This is a genomic window from Phreatobacter sp., from assembly GCF_027532945.1.
Lineage (GTDB): Bacteria > Pseudomonadota > Alphaproteobacteria > Rhizobiales > Phreatobacteraceae > Phreatobacter.
In genome coordinates this window covers 1-16,304 of sequence record NZ_JAPZTZ010000032.1, presented here as the reverse complement: position 1 = coordinate 16,304, position 16,304 = coordinate 1, and the positions used below count along the sequence as shown (strand labels likewise).

Annotated in this window: 7 protein-coding genes; 4 read left to right on the top strand and 3 right to left on the bottom strand. The window is 67.9% G+C overall.

Going from position 1 to position 16,304, the window contains the following annotated elements; translation table 11 throughout:
- The first annotated feature begins 24 nt into the window (after positions 1–24).
- A complete protein-coding gene (locus tag O9344_RS19535) occupies positions 25–1,338 on the top strand; it encodes a solute carrier family 23 protein (protein ID WP_298481222.1) in 1,314 nt (437 codons plus the stop codon).
- 190 nt (positions 1,339–1,528) lie between these two features.
- Here the strand turns inward: O9344_RS19535 and O9344_RS19530 are convergent, their stop codons facing one another.
- From O9344_RS19530 to O9344_RS19520, 3 genes are all read right to left on the bottom strand, one after another.
- Positions 1,529–3,979, bottom strand: coding sequence for a penicillin-binding protein 1A (locus O9344_RS19530; protein ID WP_298481220.1), 2,451 nt, complete (start codon positions 3,977–3,979; stop codon positions 1,529–1,531).
- 242 nt (positions 3,980–4,221) lie between these two features.
- Positions 4,222–5,532 (bottom strand): N-acetylmuramoyl-L-alanine amidase, encoded by a 1,311-nt coding sequence (locus O9344_RS19525; protein WP_298481219.1) that lies wholly within the window; start codon positions 5,530–5,532, stop codon positions 4,222–4,224.
- A gap of 130 nt (positions 5,533–5,662) precedes the next feature.
- On the bottom strand, positions 5,663–6,142 hold the full coding sequence (locus tag O9344_RS19520; protein WP_298481217.1) for a hypothetical protein: 480 nt from the start codon (positions 6,140–6,142) through the stop codon (positions 5,663–5,665).
- 265 nt (positions 6,143–6,407) lie between these two features.
- Between O9344_RS19520 and O9344_RS19515 the strand changes: the two genes are divergently transcribed.
- From O9344_RS19515 to O9344_RS19505, 3 genes are all read left to right on the top strand, one after another.
- On the top strand, positions 6,408–7,055 hold the full coding sequence (locus tag O9344_RS19515; protein ID WP_298481215.1) for a L,D-transpeptidase: 648 nt from the start codon (positions 6,408–6,410) through the stop codon (positions 7,053–7,055).
- A 499-nt stretch (positions 7,056–7,554) separates the two neighbouring features.
- Positions 7,555–10,416: a ribonuclease E/G gene (locus O9344_RS19510; protein WP_298481213.1), complete on the top strand. Its 2,862-nt coding sequence runs from the start codon at positions 7,555–7,557 to the stop codon at positions 10,414–10,416.
- A 786-nt stretch (positions 10,417–11,202) separates the two neighbouring features.
- Positions 11,203–14,919 (top strand): vitamin B12-dependent ribonucleotide reductase, encoded by a 3,717-nt coding sequence (locus O9344_RS19505; protein WP_298481211.1) that lies wholly within the window; start codon positions 11,203–11,205, stop codon positions 14,917–14,919.
- Positions 14,920–16,304: the final 1,385 nt, after the last annotated feature.

The window sequence follows — 16,304 nt, the reverse complement described above, 5'->3', positions numbered from 1 at the left end:
GGCGGCACATTACGGGGGCCCATCATGGCTGAAGGCTATTTTCCGAAGTGGACCGAGAAGAGCGGCGGCATCGTCATGCCCGACGAGCGCCTGCCGCTCGGCCAGACCGTCGTGGTTGGCCTGCAGCACGTGGTCGCCATGTTCGGCGCGACGGTTCTCGCGCCCATCCTCATGGGCTTTGACCCGAATGTCGCGATCCTCTTCTCCGGCATCGCCACGCTGATCTTCTTCGTCATCACCGGCGGCCGGGTGCCGAGCTATCTCGGCTCGTCCTTCGCCTTCATCGGCCCGGTACTCGCCGCCATCGCGGCGGGGGCAACGGCGGGTGCTGCGCCCAATATCGGCGTGGCGCTCGGCGGCATCATCGCGGCCGGCGCGCTCTACACCGTCATCGGCCTGGTGGTGATGGTGATTGGCCATGGCTGGGTCGAGAAGGTCATGCCGCCGGTGGTGACCGGCGCCATCGTCGCCGCCATCGGCCTGGTGCTGGCCCCCATCGCCATCGGCATGGCCTCCGGCACGGGCCCGACCAATGCGGAGGGCTCGGCCTTCTCGCGCTGGATCGCGCTGTTCACGGTGGTCGCGGTCGGCGCCTTCGCCGTCTATGCGCCGGGCATGTGGCGGCGCCTGCCGATCCTCCTCGGCGCCATTGCCGGCTACGCGCTCTATCTGGTGCTGGCCAACAGCCTGGGCCTTGGCGCGCCGATCGACTTCTCGAAAGTGGCGGCAGCCCCGCTCTTTGGCCTGCCGAACTTCTCCGCTCCGGTCTTCGACGCGAAGGCCATGGTGCTGATCGCGCCCGTCGCGATCATCCTGGTCGCGGAAAACCTTGGCCATCTCAAGGGCATCGCGGCGATGACCGGCCGCAGCCTCGACCCCTATATCGGCCGCGCCTTCGTCGGTGACGGCATCGCCACCATGCTCTCCGGCTCGGCCGGCGGCACGGGCGTCACCACCTATGCCGAGAACATGGGCGTCATGGCGGTGACCCGCATCTACTCGACGCTGATGTTCGTGGCGGCCGCCCTCATCGCCATCTTGCTCGGCTTCTCGCCGAAATTCGGCGCGCTGATCCTGACGATTCCCGTGCCGGTCCTCGGGGGCCTCGCCATCGTCGTGTTCGGCCTCATCGCCGCAACGGCGGGGCGGATCTTTGTGGAGAACAAGGTCGACTTCTCCAACCCACGCAACCTCATCACCGTGGCAGTGGCGCTGGTGCTGGGCGCCGGCAATTTCAAGCTGACGATTGCCGGCTTCACGCTGGACGGCATCGGCACCGCCACCTTCGGGGCGATCATCCTCTACCACCTGCTCAAGGATCCCCAGCCGGAGGCGTGAGGGTCTTTTTCACGGCGACATCAGGCGGGCGGGGCGAGCGATCGTCCCGCCCGTTGTCGTTGGGGGGCGACGGCACAAGGCCCCTGCCCGCAGTCGTTCACCCGCTCCGCCCCAAAGCCTCAGCCGCACATGACAAAGGGCGGCCCGAAGGCCGCCCTTGTGCATTTTTCCAGCCCGATCGGGCGGCGCGTCAGTAGAGCCCGCCGGTACCCGTGCCGATGGCGCGGTTGCTCTCGTTCGATGGGCCGCGACGGCCATTGGCCGAGGCCGAGTCGAAGGGGTTGATGAGCTGGTAGCTGTCCGGCGGTGCGGTGCCGGGCTTGAAGGCCTCGAGGATCGCACCGGTGGAGCCGGCGCCGGCACGCAGGCCGGTGCGCGGATCGATGCGGATCAGCTTGATGCCGGTCGGCACGCGGAACGGCACGGCCGGCCGGTCGGCCAGCGCCACCCTCATGAAGTCGTGGAAGATCGGCACGGCGAGGGCGCCGCCGGTGGCGCTGGCGCCAAGGCTGCGCGGGTTGTCGTAGCCGACATAGACGCCCACCGCGAGGTCGGGAGAGAAGCCAACGAACCAGGCGTCCTTGGCGTCGTTGGTGGTGCCGGTCTTGCCGGCGATCGGCTTGCCCAGCGCGCGCAGCGAGGTGGCGGTGCCGCGCAGGACGACACCCTCCATCATCGACGTCATCTGGTAGGCCGTCATCGGATCGAGCACCTGCTCGCGCCGGTCGATGAGGATCGGCTCGTCCTGGTTCTGCCAGCGCGGCGCGGTGCAGCCCTGGCACTGGCGATCGTCGTGGCGGAAGATCGTCGCGCCGGTGCGGTCCTGGATGCGGTCGATGAGCGTCGGGCGGATGCGGCGGCCGCCATTGGCGAACATCGAATAGGCCGAGGTCATGCGCATGACCGTCGTCTCGCCGGCGCCCAGCGAATAGGACAGGAAGGCCGGCATGTCGTCATAGACGCCGAAGCGCTTGGCATATTCGGCGATCAGCGGCATGCCGACATCGTTGGCGAGGCGCACGGTCATGACGTTGCGCGACCGCTCGATGCCAAAGCGCAGGGTCTGCGGCCCGTAGAACTGGCCGGAATAGTTTTCCGGCCGCCAGACCTCGCCATTGCCGGTGTTCAGCTCGAAGGGCGCGTCCATCACGACGGTCGAGGGCGTGTAGCCGTTGTCGAGCGCCGCCGCATAGACGAAGGGCTTGAACGAAGAGCCGGGCTGGCGGCGCGCCTGGGTGGCGCGGTTGAACTGGCTCTGGTCGAAGGAGAAGCCGCCGACCATGGCCAGCACGCGGCCGGTATAGGGGTCCATGGCGACGAGACCGCCGGAGACTTCCGGGATCTGGCGCAGGCGGAACTGGCCGTCACGGCCGCCCATCGGCTCGACATAGACGACATCGCCAGCATTCAAGAGGCGGTTGACCGGCCGGCGCGTCCAGCGCGCGCCCTCGGCGGTGATGAGGCCGATGTCGCGGGCAGAGGTGATCTGGCCCGAGGCCTCGCGGCCGGGCTGAAGACCGATACGGGCCGTCTCGCCCTGGGCGTCGATGACGACCGCAAGGCGCCAGCCGGTGTCGCCAAAGGCACGGATCTCGGCGAGGCGCTGGCCCCAGTCGCCGCGCATGTCCTCGATGCGGGTGACGGGACCGCGCCAGCCGCGCTGCTCGTCGAAGCGGATCAGGCCGCCGGTCAGCGCGGCGCGGGCGGCGAGTTGGAGCCGCGGGTCGAGCGTGGTTCGGATGGACAGGCCACCCTCAAGCAGCTTCTTGTCGCCGAAGCGATCGGTCATCTCGCGGCGGACTTCCTCGGCGAAGAAGTCGGCGGCGAAGGTCTGCTGGCGGGGCGAGCGGGGGTTGACAGTCAGCGGCGTGCGGCGGGCGGCCTCGCCCTGGGCAGCCGTGATGTGACCGTCCTCGACCATGCGCGCGATGACGTAGTTGCGACGCTCGACAGCCCGGTCGCGGTTGCGGAAGGGGTGGAGCTGCGTCGGGCTCTTCGGCAGGGCGGCGAGATAGGCCGCCTCGGGGATGGTCAGCTCGTGGACCGACTTGTCGAAATAGACGAGCGCGGCGGCGGCGATGCCATAGGCGCCATAGCCGGGAATGACGAAGCCGAGATAGATCTCGTTGAGGTAGAGCTCGAGGATCTGATCCTTCGAGAAGGCCGCCTCCATGCGCATGGCGATCAGCGCCTCGCGCACCTTGCGGTCCACCGTCTGCTCGCCAGAGAGCAGGAAGTTCTTGGCGACCTGCTGGGTGATGGTCGAGGCGCCCTGCGGGCGACGGTTCGAGCCGCGGTTCTGCAGGTTGGTGAGTGCGGCGCGGGCGACGCCGGTGAAATCGATGCCGTTGTGGCTGTAGAAATTCTTGTCCTCGGCGGACAGGAAGGCGTTGACCACCAGCTTCGGGACAGCCTGGATCGGCAGATAGAGGCGACGCTCACGGGCATATTCCGCCATGAGCTGGCCGTCCGAGGCATGGACGCGGCTCATGATCGGCGGCTCGTAATTGCGCAGCGTGTTGTAGTCGGGCAGTTCCTTCGTCACCTGCGAGATGTAGACGGCCACGCCGGCGGCACCGAGCAGGAACGCGATCGTCCCCAGCCCGAACGCCCAACCGAAAAATCGGAAAACCAGCTTCATCCGGCTCCATCGCGCCCCACCGGGGCTGCGCCTCTGGCCCTCCATTCCCGGCAGGCGCCGGGCGGAGGACATCTCATCCAAACGTCCAATCAGTCTACCACGAACCGCAACGCCGGCCCACCCTTGAGCGGCCGCCGGAGCGGGACGCGGGCACGCCTGCTGCCACGCGCGGCACCATCACCGACGCTTGCGCGCCGAAAGTGGCGGGCTTGTGGCCCGTTCGCGACCCGGCGCTGCGCGGCCTACCGCCGTGCCGCGGGGGCCACGGGAGCCCGGTTGCGGGCGGCGAAGAACTGGTCGACCGCCTTCGACACCGAATCCGCCGTGCGCTCGCGCCAGATCGCGGAGGTCAGCATCTCCACGTCGCGCCGGCTGGTGACGAAGCCGAGCTCGACGAGGACCGAGGGGATATCGTGGGCGCGCAGCACCTGGAAGCCGGCGGAGCGCAGCGGCAGCGTGTGCATCCGCGTCACCTGGCGCATCTCGCCGGCGAGGGTGCGGGCGAAATTGGCCGAATAGATGCGCGTCTCGCGACGGGTCAGGTCGATGAGGATGTCGGCGACCTCGGAGGGCTCCTCCGACAGGTCGAGGCCGGCAATGGCGTCGGCCTTGTTCTCGCGCTCGGCGAGGCGCTCGGAATCGGCGTCGGAGGCGCGGTCGGAGAGCGTATAGACGGTGACGCCGCGGGCATTCTCGTTGGCGCCGCGGATCGAATCGGCATGGACCGAGATGAACAGCTGGGCGCGGGCGTCGCGCGCCATCCGCACACGATCGCCAAGCGGCACGAAGATGTCGCGGTCGCGCGTCATCACCACCCGGTAGCGGCCGCCGGCGGCGAGCTTGTCGCGCAGCACCTTTGCGAAGTCGAGGACGATCATCTTCTCTTCGTCGCCCGTCGAGGGGGCGATGGCGCCAGGATCGATGCCGCCATGGCCGGGATCGATGACGATCAGCGGCGGGCCGCCATCCTCCTCGACGCGGGGCGACAGGCGCGGCCCCAGGGTCTCGCGGTCGCCGCGGCGGGCAATGTTGCTTACAGCACGATCGGCAAGGGCGCGACGGAAGCCATCGGCATCGGTGCGGACGAGGTCGAGATGCAGGCGCGGCGGCGTCCCCTCCCCTCCCTCAATGGTGAGCGCCCGCTCGATCGTGGCGGGCCCGGCGAGCTCGATCACGATGCGCGATTTGCCCGGAGCGAAAAGGCCGAAACGGAAGGTCTTCACCAGGCCGCGGCTGTGGGCCGGGGGCGGGGCAATATGGAAGTTCACCTCGTCGAGGTCGACGATGACCCGGTAGGGGTCGGCGAGCGCAAAGGCGCGCATCTCGACGGGCCGGGTGAGGTCGAAGGTGAGGCGCGTGCGCTGGCCCTCGACGCCAACATGGGCGGCGATGACGACGGCTGGCAGCGTGGTTCGGGCGGCATCGGCGGCGGCCGGCGTCGCACGGGCTGCGGTGCCTGCCGTCAGGCTGCCGGTCGTTTGGGCAGACGCGGACGTGACCACGGCCCATCCGAGCGCGGCAAAGACGACAGCGATGGCGCGCCCCGCTCCCATGGCTTGCGACGGATCCCCCGTGAATCGCGACCGACCGGCCGGATAGTCCTGCGATAAGCCATTAGCGTGGCGCGGTTAACCCGTCGTTAAGCATATCCGGCGGGGCGTTGCCCGGCGGCCACGGGGCGCTTCACGTCTCCCGCGCCCGAATGCGATCGACGAGGGCGCGATAGGCGGGCGTGCCGACACCGACCTGGCCCCAGATGGGCCGCTTGCGCCCGGCGGGGGCGATGGCGTCGTTCTCCTCGTCGGCAGCCCAGAGGGCAATGATCTGGCGCGGGAAGAGATAGCCCTCGGCGTCGAAGGCATGGTCGCCGCCTTCGGCCGCGGCAATGGCGCGGAAGACTTCCGTCGCCGGCGTATCGGCGCAGTCAAGGCCGGCGACCGTCAGGCGGTGGACATCGGGCAGCGGCGCGATGCCGATGAAGCGGGTGCGGCCGGCATCGTCATAGTCGATCTGCACGGTTTCGTCGGCAAAGGTGTCCGATTCGGCATGGGTGGGACCGGCGGCGAGGCCGAGTTGCCGGGCGGCGGCGCGGATGGCATCGCGCGGGGCGCCGAGCTTCAGCGGCCCGACGCCGTCATGGGGCACGAGGGTCAGCCTGATCACGTTCACAACGCTCCATGGTGGCGGCCGGGGCCGGGCCCGAGACGGCCTTCTGTCGCGCCGCAGCGGCACAGGGTCGAGGGTTCCCTGCAACGTCAATGAGTCCCCGACGCGGCGGAAGCCGGGAAACTGTGTGAATTGGGCAACAGGGACCCACACTTTGTAACATTGGATGGTCGTATCGCGGGTTCGTGATTGCGGCTTTTTCGCGAAGCAGTCACGTCTAGAGCCTCGCCTTCCTCATGGTCATCGCAGGGCAGCCGCAGTGATGCAGAACGATCTCGACAGTGCCGCGTCCCCCGACATCGGCGGTCTCTCCCGCCGATTCTTCGTCCTCGCCGCCCCGGCGGTGCTCACGGCGGCCTGCACGACCGCTGGTACCGGCTCATATGGCGTTGTGAATGACGGCCGGATCACCATGCCCGCCATGGACACCACCGGCATCGACCCGCGCTGGCTGCGCCAGACGGTCGAGTATCGCGGCAGCGAGGCCGTCGGCACGATCGTGGTTCGCCCCTCCGAACGGCACCTCTATCTCGTGACCGGCCGCGGCACGGCGATGCGCTACGGCGTCGGCGTCGGACGCCAGGGCGCGCTGTGGCACGGCCGCGCCACTATCGGCCGCAAGGGCCAGTGGCCGAACTGGACGCCGACGGCGAACATGATCCGCTACGACCCCCGCAACGCCCGCTATGCCGGCGGCATGCCGGGTGGCCTCGGCAACCCGCTGGGCGCCCGCGCGCTCTATCTCTATCGCGGCAACCGGGACACGATGTACCGCCTGCACGGCACCAATGTGCCGTCGTCCATCGGGACCGCGGTATCGTCGGGCTGCATCCGCCTGTTCAACCACGACATCATCGATCTTCACGACCGCGTCCGCATCGGCACGCCGGTGGTGGTCATCCCGGGCTGAGCCCCCGATCACGGAGCCGAGGGGGCGGATCGCCCTGGCGCATAGCCCCCTCCTCCTGTGATGGCTTGCCAATCAGGTCGTCACACCGCTACAAACCATACCGCAAGGTTCGCGGGCCCCGAAGGTGGCGAGTCGCGTCGACCGCCGAAGCGCGCGGTCCGGCATCACGACTTCCCCGCCCGACACGCGCCCCGTCACGGCTCCATTTCCGGACCAGGACACCTTGCGCCGACGCCGCATCCTCTGTGCGGCGCCTCTCGTTCACGGGTGTACGGCATGCCGGCATCGACGGTTTCAATCGGGTCTGGACGATCGGATGGCGCTGCCATCGTCGCTCGCCGCCCTGCCGTCGGCCTTCCGTCCGGCCCTGCACCCTCCCCTTCCACCGCATTGACGGCCGTGCGCCGGCGCCTCGTCGGCGCCGCCCCGGCTTTTTCAGCCGAGCGGGGCCCTGTCGGGCCGGCGCGAGCGGCCGTCCCAACGTACAAGAGCTCATCCGATGGCCAACAAGATGCTCATCGATGCCGCCCACCCGGAAGAAACCCGGGTTGTGGTGGTCCGCGGTAATCGTGTCGAAGAATTCGATTTCGAAAGCCAATCCCGCAAACAGCTACGCGGCAATATCTATCTGGCGAAGGTGACGCGGGTCGAACCCTCACTGCAGGCCGCCTTCATCGAGTACGGCGGCAACCGCCACGGCTTCCTCGCCTTCTCGGAAATCCACCCCGACTATTACCAGATCCCGGTCGCCGACCGCGAGGCGCTGCTCGCCGAAGAGGCGCGTCAACACCGCGACGAGGACGACGAAGAGAACGGCCGCGGCCGTCGCTCCGACCGCGGCAAGAGCGGCAATGGCCGCCGACGCCGGCGCGGCGAGCGGCGTCCGCGCAACGAGGCCGCGGAGGCCCGCACCTCCGAGGCGGTGAGCGGCGAGGCAGAGCTCGAGACCGAGACCACCACAGAGGCCGGCGAAGCCGCCGAGACCCACGAGACCGTCGCTACCGAGGCCACGGAGGTCGGCAACGAGGCTCCTGTCGCCGCCGAGGCGAGCGAAGCTGCCGAAGCGCCGGCCACGAGCGACGAGCCGTCCGAGGGCCGCGAGGCCGGCGATGACGACCACGACGACGAGGATGACGACGAGGACGAGGGCGAGAACGGCGCCTCCGAGGAGGACCAGGTCGAGTCGGTCGGCGCGGGCGATGCCTACGAGGACATGCCCGACCGCTCGTTCCGTCCGCGCAAGCAGTACAAGATCCAGGAGGTCATCAAGCGCCGCCAGGTCATGCTGGTGCAGGTCGTGAAGGAGGAGCGCGGCAACAAGGGCGCAGCTCTGACCACCTACCTGTCGCTCGCCGGCCGCTATTCGGTGCTGATGCCCAACACCGCCCGGGGCGGCGGCATCTCCCGCAAGATCACCAACACCGCCGACCGCAAGAAGCTCAAGGAAATCGCCAGCGAGCTGGACGTTCCGGAGGGGATGGGCGTCATCCTGCGCACGGCCGGCGCCAACCGCACCAAGACAGAGGTGCGGCGCGACTTCGAATATCTCCTTCGCATGTGGGAGACGGTGCGCGAGACGACGCTGCAGTCGCATGCGCCGACGCTGGTCTATGAAGAAGGCTCGCTGATCAAGCGCTCGATCCGCGACCTCTACAACAAGGACATCGAGGAGGTCCTGGTCGCCGGCGACGAGGGCTACAAGGAGGCCAAGGACTTCATGCGCATGCTCATGCCGAGCCATGCGAAGAACGTCAGGCCCTATCGCGAACCGCAGCCGATCTTCGCCCGCAGCGGCGTTGAAGCGCAGCTCGACGCCATGTTCTCCAACACGGTGCAGCTGAAATCCGGCGGCTACATCGTCATCAACCCGACCGAGGCGCTGGTCGCCATCGACGTGAACTCGGGGCGCTCGACGCGCGAGCACAATATCGAGGACACGGCCCTGCGCACCAATCTGGAGGCCGCCGACGAGGTGGCGCGCCAGCTGCGCCTGCGCGACCTCGCGGGCCTCATCGTTGTCGACTTCATCGACATGGACGAGGGCCGCAACAACCGCGCCGTCGAGAAGCGCATGAAGGATGCGCTGAAGAACGACCGCGCGCGCATCCAGGTCGGCCGCATCTCGCATTTCGGCCTGCTCGAGATGAGCCGCCAGCGCATCCGCACCGGCGTGCTGGAGAGCTCGACCGAGACCTGCCCGACCTGCGCCGGCCTCGGCCATGTCCGCTCGGTCTCTTCCGTCGCGCTGCACCTGTTGCGCTCGGTCGAGGAGCAGCTGCTCAGGGCCGCGACCCACGACGTCATCGTGCGCACGCGCACGGCCGTGGCGCTCTACGTGCTCAACAACAAGCGCGCCCACCTGCACGAGCTGGAGACGCGCTTCGGCGTGAGCATCGACATCGCCGCCGACGAGGCGATCACCGGCACGCATATGTTCGCCATCGAGAAGGGCGCGCAGGTGCACACGCCGGAGACCGCCTACAAGCCGCCGGCTGCCCTCCCCGTTCCGGTTGAGCCGGAAGATCTCGTTGAGGACGAGGTGATCGAGGAGGCCGAGGAGGACGAGACCGTCAGCCGCGAGGCTGAGGGCGGCGAGCGCTCCCGCGAGCGCGGCGAACGCAGCGAGCGTGGCGAGAGCGACGAGGCCGGCGAGCGCCGCCGCCGTCGCCGCCGCCGCCGCCGCCGTGGTCGCAATGGCGAGCGCGAAGAGGGCCTGGAGGCCGGCAACGGTTCCGACGATGACAGCGCCGAGGGCGAGGACGGCTCCGGCGAGGACAATGGCGAGGAGGCCGAGGAGGCCGAGGCCGGCGCCCGTGACGGCGAGGTTTCCGACGAGGAGAGCGCCGAGAACGAGCGTCGCCGCCGCCGCCGCGGTCGCCGTGGCGGTCGCCGCGGTCGTCGCGAGGACGAGGAGGGTTCGGCCGAGGCGACCTCCGGCGAGGGCGAGACTGATGGCGAGGCGGAAGCGCCCGCCGGCGACGATCCCTTCCCGGTGGCCGAGGAGGCTGAAGCCGCTCCCGCGCCGCGCCATGCCGGCCGCCGTGGACGCGGCGCCCGCGCCGTGGCGATCACCGAGGATGGGGCCGAAGCCCCTGCCCCTGGCCCGGTTGCGGCCGAGGCGCCGGTGGCCGAGGAGGCCCCCCGTCGCCGCCGGACCCCGCCGGCCGAGCCGCTCAACACCGCCCGCGTGGCGGAGCAGGCCGCGCCCGCGCCGGTCGGGGCTGAGCCTGCCGCGCCTGAGCCGGCTCCCGAGCCGGTGAAGCGTCGCCGGACGCCCGATCCGGAGCCGGTGGAGGTGGTTCAGTCCACCGACGCTGCTGGCCCGCGGCGCGCCGGCTGGTGGAACCGCAAGGGCGCCTGACGCCCTCCCGCGGATCCTGCACGAATAGCGAAACGGCCGGGGCAACCCGGCCGTTTTCCGTTTCGGGCCCGATTCGATCGCCTAGCCCGCCGGGGCGATTCGACCGTGAGTCGGCAAAAAGCCGGAAACGCTGGGGAAGGCCGGGTGCGGGTGCCCGCGCCCCACGCATCACGCGGCGCCGTCGTTGTCACGATTCTGCCACATGGCCCCGCGCCGGCCTGGGGATGAGGCGCCAAGTTCTCCCTTGATTTGATGGGAATCGCCGGAGGCTCGCCGCCGGCTCCAGAATCCCCTTGCCGAATCTCCTCGGGATTCCCGACACTTGGCTCGGCGCAAGAGGCCACTCCCTGGAAAATTTGACGACACACACCACATTTAGGGTCTCGTTTACTCGGGCCCACTATATCTTGACGTCGTCAGTGCCTGCCGCATAGGTTCGCCTTCGGTCCGGCGGTTCGTTTCAAGTCCCTGCCGGACCTTCCCCAGACGGCTTTTGAAGGTGGCCGACGCATTCATGCGTTGGTGCCGGAGACGTGTCTCTGCTCCCTCGGGAGAGCCCGCTGCGGCGGTGCTCACGGGACCGTGCAGGGTGCCGCGAGGGGTCCGTTCGCGAACCGGACGGCGACACTTTCACAACGAGCCGGCGGCCCCTCCCTGTCGAGAGCGGTGACAAGCTGGCCGGGGCGACAAATGGGGCCCGGATAACACCGGGCGGGGCAGGTCCAGATCGCTGGACCCAATGTCGGCGAGGGAGCACACTCTCCGCCGCGATACGAGGATCGGACGATGCGCATCGACAGGCGTTACACGAAGGCTGGACAGTCGCCCTACGAGGGGATCGCCTTCCGCCAAGCGACGTCGGAAATCCGCAATCCCGACGGCTCGATCGTCTTCCGCCTGGAAGGCATCGAGGTGCCGGAGGCGTGGAGCCAAGTGGCCGCCGACATCCTCGCGCAGAAATATTTCCGCAAGGCCGGCGTGCCGGCGCGCATGAAGAAGGTCGAGGAGAGCACCATTCCCTCCTGGCTGTGGCGCTCGGTGCCCGACGAGGCGGCGCTGAAGGACCTGCCGGAGAAGGATCGCTGGGTGGGTGAGACCACCTCGCAGCAGGTCTTCGACCGTCTCGCCGGCACCTGGACCTACTGGGGCTGGAAGGGTGGCTATTTCGACCAGGAGGAGGACGCCCGCACCTTCTTCGACGAGCTGCGCTTCATGCTCGCCCGCCAGATGGTGGCGCCGAATTCGCCGCAGTGGTTCAACACCGGCCTGCATTGGGCCTATGGCATCGATGGCCCCGGCCAGGGCCACTACTACGTCGATTTCGAGACCGGCAAGCTGGTCAAGTCGCAGTCGGCCTACGAGCATCCGCAGCCGCATGCCTGCTTCATCCAGTCGGTGGCGGACGACCTCGTCAACGACGGCGGCATCATGGACCTGTGGGTCCGCGAGGCGCGCCTGTTCAAGTACGGCTCGGGCACCGGCTCGAACTTCAGCCACCTGCGCGGCGAGGGCGAGAAGCTCGCCGGCGGCGGCCGTTCCTCCGGCCTGATGAGCTTCCTCAAGATCGGCGACCGCGCCGCCGGCGCCATCAAGTCGGGCGGCACGACGCGCCGCGCCGCCAAGATGGTGGTGGTCGATGCCGACCATCCGGATATCGAGGCCTATATCGACTGGAAGGTCACCGAGGAGCAGAAGGTCGCCGCGCTGGTGACCGGCTCGAAGGTCGTCGCCAAGCACCTCAAGGCCATCATGAAGGCCTGCGTGAACTGCGAGGGCGATGGCGATGCCTGCTTCGACCCGAACCAGAACCCGGCGCTGAAGCGCGAGGTGAAGGCCGCGCGCAAGGCCATGGTGCCGGACAATTACATCAAGCGCGTCATGCAGTTCGCCCGCCAGGGCTACACCGACATCACCTTCCCGATCTACGACACGGACTGGGATTCGGAGGCCTACCTGACGGTGGCCGGCCAGAACTCGAACAATTCCGTCTCGCTGAAGGACGACTTCCTGCAGGCGGTGGAGGCCGACGGCGACTGGAAGCTCACCGCCCGCACCACGGGTAAGGTGACCAAGACCCTGAAGGCGCGTGACCTCTGGGAGAAGATCGGCCATGCCGCCTGGGCTTCGGCCGATCCGGGCCTGCACTTCAACACGACGATGAACGACTGGCACACCTGCCCGTCGGCCGGCCCGATCCGCGCGTCGAACCCGTGCTCGGAATACATGTTCCTCGACGACACGGCCTGCAACCTGGCCTCGGCCAACCTGCTGCAGTTCTACGATCCGAAGGCCAAGCAGTTCGACATCGCGGGCTACGAGCACCTCTGCCGCCTGTGGACCGTCGTGCTCGAGATCTCCGTGCTGATGGCGCAGTTCCCCTCGCGCCAGATCGCCGAGCGCTCCTATGAGTACCGCACCCTCGGCCTCGGCTATGCCAATATTGGCGGCCTGCTCATGACCATGGGCATCCCCTACGATTCCGACGAGGGCCGGGCTCTCGCCGGCGTGCTCACCGCGGTCATGACCGGCATCTCCTACAAGACCTCGGCGGAGATGGCGGGTGAGCTCGGGCCCTTCCCCGGCTATGCACCGAACCGCGAGCACATGCTGCGCGTCATCCGCAACCATCGCCGCGCCGCCCATGGCGAGAGCGCGGGCTACGAGACGCTGTCGGTGAACCCGGTTCCCCTCGACCACGCCAATTGCCCGGTGCCGGGCCTCGTCGCCCATGCCACCCGTGCCTGGGATGAGGCTCTCGCCCTCGGCGAGACCAATGGCTTCCGCAACGCCCAGGTCTCGGTCATCGCGCCCACCGGCACGATCGGCCTGGTCATGGATTGCGACACGACCGGCATCGAGCCCGACTTCGCCCTGGTGAAGTTCAAGAAGCTGGCCGGCGGCGGCTACTTCAAGATCATCAACCAGGCGGTGCCGGAAGCGCTGCGCACCCTCGGCTATCGCGAGAGCGACATCGCGGAGATCGAGGCCTATGCGGTGGGCCACGGCTCGCTCGCCCAGGCCCCGGCGATCAACCCGACGACGCTGCGTGCCAAGGGCTTCACCGACGAGGCCATCGCCAAGGTCGAGGGTCAGCTCAAGACCGCTTTCGACATCAAGTTCGTCTTCAACAAGTGGACGCTGGGCGAGGACTTCGTGGTGAAGACCCTCGGCATCCCCGCCGACGAGCTGAACGCGCCGGGCTTCGAGCTGCTGCCGCGGCTCGGCTTCTCGAAGAAGGACGTCGAGGCGGCCAACGAGCATGTCTGCGGTGCCATGACGCTGGAGGGTGCGCCGCACCTGAAGACCGAGCATTACGCGGTCTTCGATTGCGCCAACCCTTGCGGCCGCAAGGGCAAGCGCTACCTCTCGGTGGACAGCCACATCCGCATGATGGCGGCCGCCCAGCCGTTCATCTCGGGGGCCATCTCCAAGACGATCAACATGCCGAACGAGGCGACCGTCGAGGACTGCAAGAGCGCCTACATGCTGTCGTGGAAGCTGGCGCTGAAGGCCAACGCCCTCTACCGCGACGGCTCGAAGCTCTCGCAGCCGCTCAACGCCCAGCTGATCGAGGATGACGAGGACGAGGACGGCGTCGAGGAGCTGCTGGAGAAGCCGCAGGCCGCCCGCGCCGCGGCGCTGGCCGAGCGGATCGTCGAGAAGGTGGTCGAGCGCGTGCAGGTGGTGCGCGAGCGCGAGCGCATGCCCGATCGCCGCAAGGGCTACACCCAGAAGGCCGTCGTCGGCGGCCACAAGGTTTACCTGCGCACCGGCGAATATGATGACGGCCGCATTGGCGAGATCTTCATCGACATGCACAAGGAGGGCGCGGCGCTCCGTTCGCTCCTCAACAACTTCGCCATCGCCATCTCGCTGGGTCTCCAGTACGGCGTGCCGCTGGACGAGTATGTGGAGGCCTTCACCTTCACCCGCTTCGAGCCGGCGGGCCCCGTGCAGGGCAACGACACCATCAAATACGCGACGTCGATCCTCGACTACGTCTTCCGCGAACTCGCCGTGAGCTATCTTGGCCGCTCGGACCTCGGCCATGTCGACCCCGGCGAGAGCCGCTACGACGCGCTCGGCACGGGCGCCTCGGAGGGCGTCGCCAAGGCGGTGCTGTCGAAGGGCCTGGTGCGCGGCAAGACCGACAAGTTCACGGTGGTCACCGGCCAGTCCGGCCTTGCGACCCCGGGCTCGCTGTCGAGCGATGGCCGCTCCGGCACGGTGGTGACCATGGCCCGCGGGCCTGCCACCCTCGGCGCCACGGCGCTGAAGGAGGAGGTGGCCGCCGCCGTCTCCCCCGCCCTCACCGCGCTGTTCGACCAGCCGGAGGCGGCACCGGAAGCGAAGACCGAGCGCTCCACCGCCGACCGGCGCGCCGAAGCCAAGCTCCGCGGCTATGTGGGCGATGCCTGCCCCGAATGCTCGAACTTCACGCTGGTGCGCAACGGCACCTGCCTGAAGTGCGACACCTGCGGCAGCACCACCGGCTGCAGCTGAGCGCGACGGAGGGGGTTGTGGAGCGACGGTGTCCGGGCAGGGTGTTTATTTCCTCAGGGCGGGGACAAAAGTTCCTCAAGCATACAATTTTCTGCCTCCGCCAAAGAACGCTCGGAAACGTTGCGCTTTGGGCGAACAGGATGTGCCGCACCGAGCATGAGCAGCTGGACTATGGCGTCTGCTTCCAGAAAGAGTGCCGTTCGCCCAATTAACGGCGGCCAAAGAACGGCTTGAGGCGGGGCGTCAAGTCCTCGTCAGTCAGGCAAGGAAAGGGCGGCTATTGGCCGCCCTGCGACTGGGATGGCCGGTGATGGTCCCTGACACAATTGCAAATTGACTGCTGTCTACCAACCTGTTCAATCTGGCCGTCGCCGCGCCTAGCTGTTGAATGTTGAGGCGCGACGATGATCTGAGGGATCCATCCCGCGCTTTCGCCCCTATCGGATTAAGCCGGAAACTCGGTGCGCAGCGAACGAGAATGAACTGGCACCGGCTCCTTCCCAGTGAAAGACCTATCGCTCAGAGGATAAGACACGCGCTGGTGTGGTGGTTCCACGAACCGCGTCGAAATCTGGACACCGGGTGGCCCCGCATGAGGTTTGTCCGAGTTGCGGGAGAGTTGAGAGAACGTGGCTTTGCAACTACTCAGGGCTTGGTTCTGGTCGCAATGCTCTCTCTGGTCGCATTCGGTCTAGTGCACCAGATTCAGAATTCGACGAGGGGCGCTGCATTGCGAGCCTCGTCCATCACCGCATTGACTGCGGCGGAGGTGGGGCTCGACAGATGCACGGCGGCGGCGGTTAGGGTCGGGGACCCTCTCCGCAACTCGCTGATCCCGGACGGCCGGAGGGTTGTGCTGGCAGATGTTGAGCCACACTCGGTGATCGCCCTGGAAAGCGAGTCTTCAAAGCTCAGTTTACGCAGTGGGTCGCCCATCCTATTCGAGCGGCTCGCCAACCTTCTCGCTGAACGGTCTGTGCAGGTCTATGAACTCCGCAGGGTCCTGGCGGAGTTGGGGCGAAGGGGCGGTCCTTCAGTGCGTGTCACGGCCTCCGCTTATGTCAGTGATCCCGATGGCCCTCTCGACCGGTCTTTCACCAGCTACGTGGATAGCGCGGGGATCGACCCATGGTATTCCAATGCGGCTGTGCTGACGGCTCTGCCAGGAGTGTCGCCGGCAGCTGCGGCAGCGTTCGTGTCCGGGCGTGACAGCGTCCGGGGAACGCCCAATGAAGATGTATTTTTGTGACGTTGCCCCCAGTTTCTATCCAGCCTTGAGTTCGTCCCGGCGGTTGGTTTGGCCCTGTCGGGCGGGTTGAGCGGCGTGGGCAGACGCGTAGCTATTCACGTTGCGTAGCGTCTGATCCCGCCGCGGGTGGAACGTC